5 protein-coding genes and 2 pseudogenes are annotated in these 13,287 nt (G+C 73.7%); 4 read left to right on the top strand and 3 right to left on the bottom strand.

The genetic code is table 11. The annotated features are described in order from the left end of the window. Positions 1-91: 91 nt before the first annotated feature. A pseudogene (locus ABS735_RS07685) lies at positions 92-1,059 on the top strand (class I SAM-dependent methyltransferase). 144 nt (positions 1,060-1,203) lie between these two features. Then, a pseudogene (locus ABS735_RS07680) lies at positions 1,204-4,176 on the top strand (ATP-dependent RNA helicase). A gap of 49 nt (positions 4,177-4,225) precedes the next feature. On the opposite strand, the gene ABS735_RS07675 reads toward ABS735_RS07680, so the two are convergent. The 3 genes from ABS735_RS07675 to polA all read right to left on the bottom strand — a co-directional run bounded on the left by ABS735_RS07675 (position 4,226) and on the right by polA (position 9,931). Further along, a complete protein-coding gene (locus tag ABS735_RS07675) occupies positions 4,226-6,049 on the bottom strand; it encodes a lytic transglycosylase domain-containing protein (protein WP_373902113.1) in 1,824 nt (607 codons plus the stop codon). Between the two features lie 305 nt (positions 6,050-6,354). After that, a complete protein-coding gene (locus tag ABS735_RS07670) occupies positions 6,355-6,657 on the bottom strand; it encodes a hypothetical protein (RefSeq protein ID WP_373902112.1) in 303 nt (100 codons plus the stop codon). Between the two features lie 550 nt (positions 6,658-7,207). Next, on the bottom strand, positions 7,208-9,931 hold the full coding sequence (gene polA, locus ABS735_RS07665; protein ID WP_373902111.1) for a DNA polymerase I: 2,724 nt from the start codon (positions 9,929-9,931) through the stop codon (positions 7,208-7,210). Positions 9,932-10,122: 191 nt separating this feature from the next. Between polA and ABS735_RS07660 the strand changes: the two genes are divergently transcribed. After that, the gene (locus ABS735_RS07660; RefSeq protein ID WP_373902110.1) at positions 10,123-12,402 is read left to right on the top strand and encodes an FdhF/YdeP family oxidoreductase; all 2,280 of its coding nucleotides are present in this window, start codon (positions 10,123-10,125) and stop codon (positions 12,400-12,402) included. A gap of 80 nt (positions 12,403-12,482) precedes the next feature. Further along, entirely contained in the window at positions 12,483-12,971 is a 489-nt protein-coding gene (locus tag ABS735_RS07655) for a PaaI family thioesterase (RefSeq protein WP_373902109.1), read from the top strand. The last annotated feature ends 316 nt before the right edge of the window (positions 12,972-13,287 follow it).

The following is a 13,287-nucleotide window of genomic DNA, read 5'->3' as shown; positions in this document are numbered from 1 at the left end:
TACGTCTGAGGTGCGCAGGCCCGCAGCGCAACTTGTAGCATACGGGGGCAGCCGGGCAGGGTCAATGCGCGAAGCCGCACACCCGGGGCGGATCGTCGCATACCCGGCACAAAAGCCGTCTCCCGAGGCCACACGGACCCCTGGATGCCCCTCGCGTGACACGCGGGGCGGGCGGCACGGAAGAGCCCGCAGACTAGTACGAGGGAGCCGGTCATCCAAGAGCCCGTAACGTCCGAGGCGGCATCAGCGGCCGAGGGAGCCGAAGGATCCGAGCCCGAGGCCACCCGGCGTGCCGCCGGTGTCACGGAGAGTTCCCGCGCCAACCGCGGCTGGTGGGACCGGAACGCGGACGAGTACCAGACCGAGCACGGCACCTTCCTCGGTGACAACCGCTTCGTGTGGTGCCCCGAGGGGCTGGACGAGGTGGAGGCCGAGCTGCTCGGCCCGCCGGAGGACCTGAAGGGCAAGGACGTCCTGGAGATCGGCGCCGGCGCCGGCCAGTGCTCCCGGTGGCTGACCGCCCAGGGTGCCCGTCCGGTGGCCCTGGACCTCTCCCACCGCCAGCTCCAGCACGCCCTGCGCATCGGCGCCTCCTTCCCCCTGGTGTGTGCCGACGCGACGGTGCTGCCCTTCGCGGACGCTTCGTTCGACCTGGCGTGCTCGGCGTACGGGGCGCTGCCGTTCGTCGCCGACCCGCGGCTGGTGCTGCGGGAGGTGCACCGGGTACTGCGGCCCGGCGGCCGCTTCGTCTTCTCGGTCACGCACCCGCTGCGCTGGGCGTTCCCGGACGAGCCGGGCCCCGAGGGCCTGTCGGTGTCCGCCTCCTACTTCGACCGCACGCCGTACGTCGAGCAGGACGACGAGGGCCTCGCGGTGTACGTCGAGCACCACAGGACGCTCGGCGACCGGGTGCGGGACGTGGTGACGTCGGGGTTCCGGCTGGTGGACCTCGTCGAGCCGGAGTGGCCGGACTGGAACACCTCGGAGTGGGGCGGCTGGTCGCCGCTGCGCGGGCATCTGATCCCGGGGACGGCGATCTTCGTCTGCGAGCGCGACTGAGCCGTAGCCGTAGCCGTACCGGGCCGGGCCCGTCTTCCACGCGCGCGTGGAAGACGGGATGGCGGTGCCGTACTGGTCGATCAGCCCGTGCTCATGATCACGCGCGCGTGGAGGGCGGTTTCGCGGACGTACGACACTGGGGGCGTGATCCGTTACGACGCCCTGGACGCGCTGCCCGTGCGCGGTGCCCTGCCCGCGCTGCACGACGCCCTGGAGGGGCACGGCACGGCGGTGCTGGTCGCGCCGCCCGGCACCGGCAAGACGACGCTGGTGCCGCTGGCGCTGGCCGGGCTGCTGGGCGGGGCGGAGGCTGCCGCGCGACGCGTGGTCGTGGCCGAGCCGCGGCGGATCGCGGCGCGGGCGGCGGCGCGGCGGATGGCGTGGCTGCTGGGCGAGAAGCCGGGCGCGAGCGTCGGCTACACCGTGCGCGGGGAGCGGGTCGTCGGGCGCCACGCGCGCGTGGAGGTCGTCACGACCGGAGTGCTGCTGCAGCGGCTCCAGCGGGACCAGGAGCTGACGGGCGTCGACGTGGTGGTGCTGGACGAGTGCCACGAGCGGCATCTGGACGCGGACACGACTGCGGCGTTCCTCTGGGACGTGCGGCAGGCTCTGCGTCCTGAGCTGCGGCTGGTGGCGGCGTCGGCCACGACCGACGCGGAGGGCTGGTCCCGGCTGCTGGGCGGCGCGCCGGTCGTCGAGGCGCCGGGCGTGTCGTACCCCGTCGAGGTCGTGTGGGCGCCACCGGCGCGTCCGGTGCGGCCGCCGCACGGGACGCGGGTGGACCCGGCACTGCTCGCGCACGTGGCGTCGGTGGTGCGGCGGGCGCTGGCCGAGCGGGACGGGGACGTGCTGTGATTCCTGCCGGGAGTCGGCGAGATCTCCCGCGTCGCCGGGCAATTGCGGGCGCTCGCGGACGTCGACGTGCTCCAGGTGCACGGTCGGGCGCCCGCGGCCGTGCAGGACGCGGTGCTGGCGCCCGGGGGGCGGCGCCGGGTGGTGCTGGCGACCTCGGTGGCCGAGTCGTCGCTGACGGTTCCGGGCGTGCGGGTGGTCGTGGACGCGGGGCTGGCGCGGGAGCCGCGGGTGGACCACGCGCGCGGGCTGAGCGCGCTGACGACGGTACGGGCCTCGCGGGCGGCGGCGCGGCAGCGGGCGGGCCGGGCCGGCCGTGAGGCGCCGGGGGTGGTGTACCGCTGCTGGGCGGAGGCGGAGGACGCCCGTCTGCCGCGGTTCCCGGCGCCGGAGATCAAGGTGGCCGACCTGACGGCGTTCGCGTTGCAGGCGGCCTGCTGGGGCGATCCGGACGCGTCCGGTCTCGCGCTGCTCGATCCGCCGCCGGGCGGGGCGATGACGGCCGCCCGGTCGGTGCTGGAGGCGGTCGGCGCGGTGGACGCGTCCGGCCGGGCGACGGAGCGGGGCGTACGACTGGCCCGCCTCGGGCTGCATCCCCGGCTGGGCCGGGCGCTCCTGGACGCGGAGGAGGTGAGCGCGGGGATTTCCCGCCGGGCCGCCTCGGGTCCGGCGGCGGCGCCTCGGGACCGCTCCGGTGCGCGGCCCGCGGGTGCGGGCGCGGATGCGGATGCGGGTGCGGGTGCTGCGTCGGCGAGGGTCTCGGCCACGCGACACGCCGGCGGCGACACCGCGCGACGGGCCGCCGCCCAGGCCGGGGGCGCCGCCCAGGCCGGGGGCGCCGGGGCCGGAGCCTCCGGGGCGGGCACCCACGGTGCGGGTGTGCCGCGGATCGACGCCCCCGGTACGGCCGGTTCCGACGCAGACGGTTCCAGGACGGACGCCTCCAGGGCTGTTGGCTCCGGAGCGGACGCGGCCCGGACGGCCCACTCCACGACGAACGCCCCCTCGACGGACTCCTCCGGAGCGAGCACCGCCGGGACGCACGCCTCCGCAGCGGGCGATGCCCGAACGGGCGGCTTCAGGGGCCGGGGAGCCGAGGGGCGTGAGGTGGTGGCCGAGGTGGTGGGGCTGCTGAGCGAGGAGGCGCCGCGGGAGTACGGGGACGATCTTCCGGCCGTGCTGCGGGCGGCCCGGCGTGGCGGGGACGCGTACGGGGCGCGGTGGCGGGCCGAGGTGCGGCGGCTGCGGAGCGCTGTGGAGGGCGGCGGCGGTGGGCGCGGGCAGCGGGTCGGCGAGGAGGCTCTCGCCGGTCTGGTGGCCGCTCTGGCGTTTCCCGAGCGGGTGGCCAGGAAGGACGGCGGTTCGTATCTGATGGTGTCCGGCACCCGGGCGGAGCTGCCGGAGGCGTCCGCGCTGCGTGGAGCGCCGTGGATCGCCGTCGCCGTGGCCGACCGGCCCGTGGGAAAGGGACACGCGCGCGTGCAGCTCGGTGCGGTCGTCGACGAGGACACCGCCCGGCTCGCGGCCGGGGCGCTGCTGACGGAACGGGACGAGGTGCACTGGGCCGACGGTGACGTGGTGGCCCGGCGTGTCGAGCGGCTCGGGGCGGTGGAGCTGGCGGTGCGGCCCCTCGCCGATGCCGACCCCGGTCTCGTACGGGGCGCGCTGCTGGAGGGGTTGCGGCGGGAAGGGTTCGGGCTGCTGCGCCGGTCGGCCGACGGCGACCTGTTGCGCAAGCGGCTCGCGTTCCTGCGGCGGCATCTCGGTGAACCCTGGCCGGACGTCTCCGACGACGCGCTCCTCGCGCGCGCGGACGAGTGGCTGGAGCCCGAGCTGAGCCGGGCCCGGCGGCGAGCCGACCTGGGGCGGATCGACGCCGGGGAGGCGCTGACGCGGCTGCTGCCCTGGGCCTCCGGAGAGGCGGCGCGGCTCGACGAGCTGGCCCCCGAGCGGATCGTCGTCCCCAGTGGGTCCAGGATCCGGATCGACTACGGCAACCCCGAACAGCCCGTCCTCGCGGTGAAGCTGCAGGAGATGTTCGGGCTCCAGCGGTCACCGGAGGTCGCGGGGGTGCCGCTTCTCGTGCATCTCCTCTCCCCCGCAGGCCGTCCCGCTGCGGTCACGGCCGACCTGGCCTCGTTCTGGAGGGACGGCTACAAGGGCGTACGGGCGGAGCTGCGCGGCCGCTATCCCAAGCACCCGTGGCCCGAGGACCCCGCCACGGCGGAGCCGACGCGGTACACCAAGGCCCGGCTCGGCAAGTGACCGCTGCCCGGCGCAGGGTGGAGAGCCCCGCCGGGCAGCGGATCGGGGCCTATGCCTCCGGTTCGGTCGACGGCTCGGTGGAGGGGGCGGTCGGCGACGGCTCGGTCGAGGGAGCGGTCGGCGACGGATCGGTCGACGGGTCCGGCGTGGGCTCGGCCGCCTTGGCCACCTTCAGGGTGATGTCGAGGGTGGCGCCGCCCGCCGCGGTGAGGCGGAGGACGTACGTGCCCTCGGTGTCGTCGGCGTACAGCTTCGGCAGCTGCAGCAGGCCCTTGGCGTCGGTCTTCCGGCCGGTCAGGGTGCGGACGGCCTTGCCGTCGGCGTCCTTGAAGTAGGGGCCCTTGTCGTTCTCGGCCGGGTCGGTGTCCGACTTGATGAGGGTGGCGGTGACGGCGACCTTGTCCGCGACGGCGCCCTTGAGCGTGGCCTTCACCTCGGCCAGGTCGGCGAACTCGCCGCCCGGCGTGCACGTCAGCTCCGTCGCGCCGGTGCTGGTGAGGGTGTCGGCGACGCGCTCGGTGACGGTGGCCGTGTAGTCGAGGCCCGGGACGGTACGGCCGATCACCGTGGCGCGGACGGTGAACTCGCCGGTCTGCTCGCCCGCCACCAGCGCGGGCGCGACGGCCACGCCGGAGGCGTTGGTGGTGACCGCGGCGACCTTCTCGCCGCCGGTGAAGGTGGCGTCCGTGTCGCCCAGGACGGTGAAGCGGATGCGCACCTTGCCGACGGCGTCTCCGGCCTTGGTCTCGGCGCGGGTGCTGATCTTCTTGGCGAAGGAGTCGCCCGCGGTCGCGGTGAGCCCCGTGGTACCGGCGTTCTCCAGGTGGTGAACCATGTCCGTGGGGGTGGGGGTCTCAGTCGGCGGCGCCGGGTCCGTGGGCGGCGTAGCGGGCTCGGTGCCCGGGCCCCCGGGGTCGGTGGGCTTGCCCGACGTCGGCGGCTTGCTCGGGCTTTGGCCCGGGCTGGGCGTCGCCGCACCGGGTGTCTTGGGCGTGCTGCTCGCGCCCGTCCTGCCCGGCGAGGGACTGGCGCCCGCGTTGGTGTCGTCGCTGCGGCCGACCGGGAGGCTGCCGGTGCCGTCCGGGATCTCGTGGGTGCCCTTGCGGTAGTGCTCCAGCCACGACAGGACGGTGTTCAGGTAGTCCTGCGATGGGTTGTAGCTGAGGATCGCGCGGTCGAGATCGGCCTGGTCGGACAGGTCCCAGTCGTAGCGGCACAGGTAGTGGCCGGCGGCGAGCGCGGCGTCGTAGACGTTGTTGGGGTCTTCCTTGCCGTCGCCGTTGCCGTCGCGGCCCGCCCATGCCCAGGTGGACGGGATGAACTGCATGGGGCCGACGGCGTTGTCGTAACTGCTGTTGCCGTCGTAGACACCGTTGTCGGTGTCCTTGATGAGCGCGAAGCCGTTGCCGTCGAGCTGCGGGCCGATGATCCTGCCGATCGTGGTGCCGTTGGCGTCGACGCGGCCGCCGCGGGCCTGACCGGACTCCACCTTGCCGATGGCGGCGAGCAGTTGCCACGGCAGGTTGCAGCCGGGCTTGGACCGGCGCAGCTCCGACTCGGCCTTCTTGTAGGCGTCGAGGACGGTCGCGGGAATGCCGGTCTCGGACGAGCCCGGGGATGTGGGTGTGCCCGTGGTCGGGGCGGGGCTGGGGCTGTTGAGCGGCGGCAGGTCGGTGTAGTAGGGCGAGTTGCCGGTGGCGCTCTCGGCGGAGGGCGTGTCGGACGCCGGCGCGTTGTCGGCGGTGGTCTGTCTGCCGTTGCCGTCGGCCGTCACGTCGGGAGCCTGGGACGCGGACAGGGCCGCGACCGCGACCGCCGCCACGGTGGTGGTGACCGCCGCCTTGCGGAGCCTCCTGTCGAAATGCGCCGCCATAGAGTGAACCCCTCCCCTGGACGCCCGCGCGCCCTTCTCCGTACGTGTTCTGCTGTCGTACTCGCCCGTTGTACCCGCTGTTTCCGCCCTGTTGTGACGATCGACGGGCACCGACGGTTGCACCGCACTCCTGCGAGCACGGTGTCCGTCTGTTCGACCCGTACGGTGCCGCAGGCGACCCTACGACAACTTGCTTTGCACGGGCACCCGTTCGTGCCCGATATTCACCAGTTGGCCATATGAGGACTTCTGTTGCCGTTCGCCCTCGGTCACGCGGCCGCCGTGCCGCCCGGGGCGGGCGGTCGTCAGTACGGTGCCGGTCCGTCGGGTCGCGCACCCGGGGTGTCGGCGGTCGCCACGAACACGGTGAAGGTGCGGGCGGGGCGGGGCCGTGGCAGCAGGGTGAGGGCCAGCGCGAGGTAACCGCGGGCCAGGTCGGCCCACAGGTGCCAGGCGGGTGCCTCGTGCGGGGCGGCGGTCGCGGGGGCCCTGCGGGCGAGTCTGCGGCGGAGGTCCTTCGCGGTGCGGTGCAGGGCCGTCGTGAGGGTGGTGGGGGTGCGGCCGGTACTTGCGCCCGGTGCGAAGACCGGGACCGGGAGGAGTGGCACGCGGGCGGGTCCGTCTGTGCGTGCCCGTGCCGGTGTCGTCCGGTGGTGGAGCATGCGTATACCCATGCCCGCATCCTCACGGGAGACCCGGGTCGGGGCGTTTCCTCGGGGGCCACCGGAGTGACGGGGGCGGGCGCGCGGGGGGAACGGGCGGGTGGGGGCGCGTGCGAGGGGCGGGGCCTGGCCGCCCCCCCCTGCCGGAGGTGGGGCCCGCGTGTGAGGGCGGGGCTCCGTGCTGAACAGTGGTGTCGGCCGGCCCGCGCCGACGGGTGGCCGGCGCGGGCGGCGCTAAGGGGGTACGCAGCCCGGCGTTGCGGGGTGCCTCCCCCACTCTCGGCTTCGCTCGAGCGGGAGGTACCCCCACCGCCCACCCGTGCCGCCCCAGCGGCACGACTGCCCGCAGCTACGGCGGCGTGCGACTGATCGCAGCCCGGGCGGGGCGGGCGCGGGCGGGCGCAGCACCCCCTGCCGCTGCGCCCATCCCTGCCGCCCCAGTGGCACGACTGCCCGCAGCTACGGCGGCATGCGACTGATCGCAGCGACGGGGAGGCTAGTGCGCTGCCGACTCCCAGTCCGGGCCCGCGCCCACCGAGACGCCCAGGGGGACCCTGAGCTGTACCGCGTTCGCCATTTCGCGGCGGACCAGTTCCTCCGCCGCCGCGCGCTCGCCCGGGGCGATCTCCAGGACGATTTCGTCGTGGACCTGGAGGAGCATGCGGGACTCGAGGCCCGCCTCGCGCAGCGCCCTGTCGACGTTGAGCATGGCGATCTTGACGATGTCGGCCGCCGTGCCCTGGATCGGCGCGTTCAGGGCCATGCGCTCGGCCGCCTCGCGGCGCTGGCGGTTGTCGCTGTTGAGGTCGGGCAGGTAACGGCGGCGGCCGAAGAGGGTCGCCGTGTACCCCGTGGCCCGTGCCTCGTCGACGACCCGGCGCAGATAGTCCCGTACGCCGCCGAAGCGCTCGAAGTAGGCGTCCATCAGGCCGCGCGCCTCGGCCGCCTCGATGTTCAGCTGCTGGGAGAGGCCGAAGGCGGACAGGCCGTACGCCAGGCCGTAGGACATGGCCTTGATCTTGCGGCGCATCTCCGCGTCCACGGCCGACTGCTCGACGGAGAAGACCTGGGCGGCCGCGGTGGTGTGCAGGTCCTCGCCGGAGGTGAACGCCTCGGTCAGGCCCGCGTCCTCGGACAGGTGGGCCATCACCCGCAGCTCGATCTGGCTGTAGTCGGCCGTCATCAGGGACTCGAAGCCCTCGCCGACCACGAAGCCCCGGCGGATGGCGCGGCCCTCGTCGGTGCGGACCGGGATGTTCTGCAGGTTCGGGTCCGTGGAGGAGAGGCGGCCGGTCGCGGCGACCGTCTGGTTGAACGTGGTGTGGATACGGCCGTCCGCGGCGATCGTCTTGATCAGGCCCTCCACCGTGACGCGCAGCTTGGCCTGCTCACGGTGGCGGAGCATGATCACCGGCAGTTCGTTGTCCGTCTGGGCGGCGAGCCAGGCCAGGGCGTCGGCGTCGGTGGTGTAGCCGGTCTTGGTCTTCTTGGTCTTCGGCAGGTTCAGCTCGCCGAAGAGGACCTCCTGGAGCTGCTTGGGCGAGCCCAGGTTGAATTCCCGTCCGGCCGCCGCGTGCGCCTCCTTCACCGCCTGCTGGACCGCGCCCGCGAACATCTGCTCCATGGCCTGGAGGTGTTCCCGGTCGGCCGCGATGCCGTGCCGCTCCATGCGGGCGAGCAGTGCGGACGTGGGCAGCTCCATGTCACGCAGCAGGTCGGCGGCGCCGACGTCCGCCAGGCGGCTCTCGAAGGTCTCGCCCAGGTCGAGGATGGCGCGGGCCTGCACCATGAGCGCCTCGGCCTCGGCGCCCTCGTCCGCGCCGAAGGCGAGCTGCCCGTCGGCCGCGGCGGCGGGAGCCAGCTCGCGGTGCAGGTACTCCAGGGACAGCGCGTCCAGGTCGAAGGAGCGGCGGCCCGGCTTGACCAGGTAGGCGGCCAGCGCGGTGTCCATGCCCACGCCGGCGACGCTCCAGCCGTGCTCGGCGAAGACGCGCATCGCGCCCTTGGCGTTGTGGAGGACCTTCGGCCGGGCCGGGTCGGAGAGCCAGGCGCGGAACGCCGCCTCGTCGGCCTCGTCGGTCTCCGTCGGGTCGAACCAGGCGGCCTTCCCGTCGGCCGCGGCGAGCGCCACCTCGGTGACCGAGCCGGTGCCCAGCGCCCAGGTGTCGACCGTGGCCACGCCGAGCGGCTGGTTGCCGTGCTCGGTGAGCCAGCCGGCCAGCTCGCCCGTGCCGAGCACCGTGCCGTCCAGCTCCACGCCGTCCGCGACCACCGGGGCGGCCTCGGACTCCTCGGCGCCCGGATCGACGGCGTAGAGCCGCTCGCGCAGGGAGGGGTTGCGGATCTCCAGGGTGTCAAGGATCACCGCGACGCCCTTGCGGTCGTACGCCGTCCGCTCCAGGTCGGTGACCGTCCTCGGCAGCTCGACGCGCCGCTCCAGCTCGGTGAGCCGGCGGTTGAGCTTGACGGACTCCAGGTGGTCGCGGAGGTTCTGCCCGGCCTTGCCCTTGACCTCGTCGACGCGCTCGACCAGCTCCGCGAAGGACCCGAACTGGTTGATCCACTTCGCGGCCGTCTTCTCACCGACACCCGGGATGCCGGGCAGGTTGTCGGACGGGTCGCCGCGCAGCGCCGCGAAGTCGGGGTACTGGGCGGGGGTCAGCCCGTACTTCTCGAAGACCTTCTCCGGCGTGAAGCGGGTCAGCTCGGAGACGCCCTTGGTCGGATAGAGGACCGTGGTGTGCTCGCTGACCAGCTGGAAGGAGTCCCGGTCGCCGGTGACGATCAGCACGTCGAAGCCCTCGGCCTCGGCCTGGGTGGCGAGGGTGGCGATGACGTCGTCCGCCTCGAAGCCCTCGACGGCGAAGCGGGGGACGTGCATGGAGTCGAGCAGCTCGCCGATCAGCTCCACCTGCCCCTTGAACTCGTCCGGGGTCTTGGAGCGGTTGGCCTTGTACTCGGTGAACTCCTCGGACCGCCAGGTCTTGCGGGAGACGTCGAACGCCACCGCGAAGTGCGTGGGCGCCTCGTCACGCAGGGTGTTGGCCAGCATCGACGCGAAGCCGTAGATCGCGTTGGTCGGCTGGCCCGTCGCGGTCGTGAAGTTCTCCGCGGGCAGCGCGAAGAACGCGCGGTACGCCAGGGAGTGCCCGTCCATGAGCATCAGCCGCGGTCGGCCGCCGGAGGTGCTGTCGGTCTTCTTCGATGCTGTCTTCGCCACAACCCCGATCCTGCCACGTGCCACTGACAGTCGGTCCCGTCCTCGCCGTCCGGCGACCGGCGCGCGGCCGCGACGCCGCAGGTTCCGCAAGCTTTGCTCACCAACTCCGCCCCGCCCGGCCCACCTCGGTGTCGGCGGGGCGTGCGAGGATCGGAGACGTACTTCACAACGCGTAAGCGAAGGAGCGCGCGATGGCGACCAAGCCGCCCAAGGGTGATCCGGTTCAGGACGCACCGCAGGTGTCGGAGCCCCAGCACGCGGCGGCGGGCATCCCGGCGATCGGTCACACCCTGCGGATCGCCCAACGGCAGATGGGCGTGCGGCGGACGGCGCTGACGCTCCTGCGCGTCAACCAGAAGGACGGCTTCGACTGCCCGGGCTGCGCCTGGCCGGAGGGTGACCACCGGCACAAGGCGGAGTTCTGCGAGAACGGCGCGAAGGCCGTGGCCGAGGAGGCCACCCTGCGCCGGGTCACCCCGGAGTTCTTCGCCGCGCACTCCGTGGCCGACCTCACCGGCCGCAGCGGCTACTGGCTGGGCCAGCAGGGCCGGCTGACGCACCCGGTGTATCTGCCGGAGGGCGGCGAGCACTACGAGCCGGTCACCTGGGAGCGCGCCTTCGACATCGTCGCGGAGGAGATCGCCGCGCTGGACTCGCCCGACGAGGCGGTCTTCTACACCTCGGGGCGCACCAGCAACGAGGCGGCGTTCCTCTACCAGCTCTTCGCGCGCGAGCTGGGCACCAACAACTTGCCGGACTGCTCCAACATGTGCCACGAGTCGTCCGGCTCGGCCCTGTCCGAGACCATCGGCGTCGGCAAGGGCAGCGTCCTGCTGGAGGACCTCTACAAGTCCGACCTGATCATCGTGGCGGGCCAGAACCCGGGCACCAACCACCCGCGGATGCTCTCCGCCCTGGAGAAGGCCAAGGCGAACGGCGCGCGGATCATCAGCGTCAATCCGCTGCCCGAGGCCGGTCTGGAACGCTTCAAGAACCCGCAGACCCCCAAGGGGCTCACCGCGGGCGCCTCCCTCACCGACCTGTTCCTGCAGATCCGCCTCGGCGGCGACCAGGCCCTGTTCCGGCTCCTCAACAAGCTGATCCTCGCCACCGAGGGCGCGGTCGACGAGGCCTTCGTCGAGGAACACACGCACGGCTACGAGGAGTTCGCCGCGGCCGCCCGCGCCGCCGACTGGGACGAGACGCTCGCCGCGACCGGTCTCACGCGCGCGGAGATCGAGGAGGCACTGCGCATGGTCCTCGCCTCAAAGCGCACCATCGTGTGCTGGGCGATGGGCCTGACCCAGCACAAGCACTCGGTGCCCACCATCCGCGAGGTGGTGAACTTCCTGCTGCTGCGCGGCAACATCGGCCGTCCGGGCGCGGGCGTGTGCCCGGTGCGCGGCCACTCCAACGTGCAGGGCGACCGCACGATGGGCATCTTCGAGCGGCCCGCGCCCGCCTTCCTGGACGCCCTGGAGAAGGAGTTCGGCTTCGCCCCGCCGCGCGAGCACGGCTACGACGTCGTACGGGCCATCCGCGCGCTGCGCGACGGCGAGGCGAAGGTCTTCTTCGCCATGGGCGGCAACTTCGTCTCCGCCTCCCCCGACACGGAGGTCACCGAGTCGGCCATGCGCCGCGCGCGGCTCACCGTGCACGTGTCGACGAAGCTGAACCGCTCGCACGCGGTCACGGGCGCGCGGGCGCTGATCCTTCCGACGCTGGGCCGCACGGAGCGTGATCTGCAGGGCGGGGGCGAGCAGTTCGTGACCGTGGAGGACTCCATGGGCATGGTGCACGCCTCGCGCGGCCGGCTCGAGCCCGCGAGCCGGCAGCTGCTGTCCGAGCCCGCGATCGTGTGCCGGCTGGCACGCCGGGTGCTGGGCGAGGACAGCCGCACGCCGTGGGAGGAGTTCGAGAAGGACTACGCGACGATCCGCGACCGCATCGGGCGGGTCGTGCCGGGCTTCGAGGACTTCAACGCGCGCGTGGCGCACCCCGGCGGATTCGCCCTGCCGCACGCGCCGCGCGACGAGCGCCGCTTCCCGACGGCCACCGGCAAGGCCAACTTCACCGCCGCGCCGGTCGAGTTCCCCGAGCTGCCCGAGGGGCGGCTGCTGCTGCAGACGCTGCGCTCGCACGACCAGTACAACACCACCATCTACGGCCTGGACGACCGCTACCGGGGGATCAGGAACGGCCGCCGCGTCGTCCTGGTCAACCCGGAGGACGCCCGGAAGCTGGACGTCGAGGACGGCTCGTACGTCGACCTGGTGAGCGAGTGGCGGGACGGGGTGGAGCGGCGGGCGCCCGGTTTCCGCGTCGTGCACTACCCGACGGCCCGGGGCTGCGCGGCGGCGTACTACCCGGAGACCAACGTCCTGGTGCCGCTGGACGCCACCGCGGACACCAGCAACACCCCGGCCAGCAAGTCCGTGGTCGTCCGTCTGGAACAATCGGCGACCGACTGAGCGTTTGCTCAGCGAAGCGGCCGGCCGGTCACCGACCGGCCGGCGGGCACACAGACGGATCGACGAAACGGAGCCGGCCCATGGGTGAGCAGCAGCAGGTGCAGTTCCCGCAGGAGGTCATCGACGAGTACGCCGCGCTCGGCGTCGACCTGCCCGCGCTGTTCTCCGCCGGACACCTGGGGACGCGCATGGGCGTCCAGATCGTCGAGGCGTCGGCCGACCGGGTCGTCGGCACCATGCCGGTGGAGGGCAACACCCAGCCGTACGGACTGCTGCACGGCGGCGCCTCGGCCGTGCTGGCCGAGACGCTCGGGTCGGTCGGCTCGATGCTGCACGGCGGCGCCTCCAAGATCGCCGTCGGGGTCGACCTGAACTGCACCCACCACCGCGGGGCCCGCTCCGGCCTGGTCACCGGGGTGGCCACGCCGGTGCACCGGGGCCGTTCGACGGCGACGTACGAGGTCGTGATCAGCGACGAGCAGGACCGCCGGGTGTGCACCGCCCGGCTGACCTGCCTGCTGCGGGACGTGAACCCCGGCGACGGGGCCCGGGCGGGCGCGGTGGGCTGAGCACCGCGCCCACGCATCCCGAGACGGACCGCGGCGGGCCCTCCACCCCGGCCACGGGCATTGCCCCCTGCCGCAGGGCGCCATAGCGTCGGGGCATGGGACGGGGAGGGGGCTCTCGGGCGGGGGCGGCGGCGCCGCGGCGCCGGGTCGTGCGGGGACGGGCCATGCCCAAAGGGGGCGCACCGGTTCCCGATGCCCCGGCCCGGACCCGGGCTCCGTCCCCGGCGCTGGTCCCGGTCCTGGCCCTGCTGATCGCCGTCTGCGCCACCGGCTGCGGCGACTCCGGTGACGGAGCGGACGGTTCCGCCGGCGCCGC

Origin of the sequence: Streptomyces sp. MMCC 100 (assembly GCF_041538145.2) — a bacterium.
Classification (GTDB): Bacteria; Actinomycetota; Actinomycetes; order Streptomycetales; family Streptomycetaceae; genus Streptomyces.
The sequence above is the reverse complement of the archived record's forward strand: the minus strand, read 5'-3'. Positions and strand labels throughout refer to the sequence as shown.

Bases quoted from the DNA above. Each gene is read 5' to 3' on its own strand.
- ABS735_RS07675 (WP_373902113.1), bottom strand. From the start codon at position 6,049: ATGGCGGCGCATTTCGACAGGAGGCTCCGCAAGGCGGCGGTCACCACC.
- ABS735_RS07660 (WP_373902110.1), top strand. From the start codon at position 10,123: ATGGCGACCAAGCCGCCCAAGGGTGATCCGGTTCAGGACGCACCGCAG.
- ABS735_RS07655 (WP_373902109.1), top strand. From the start codon at position 12,483: ATGGGTGAGCAGCAGCAGGTGCAGTTCCCGCAGGAGGTCATCGACGAG.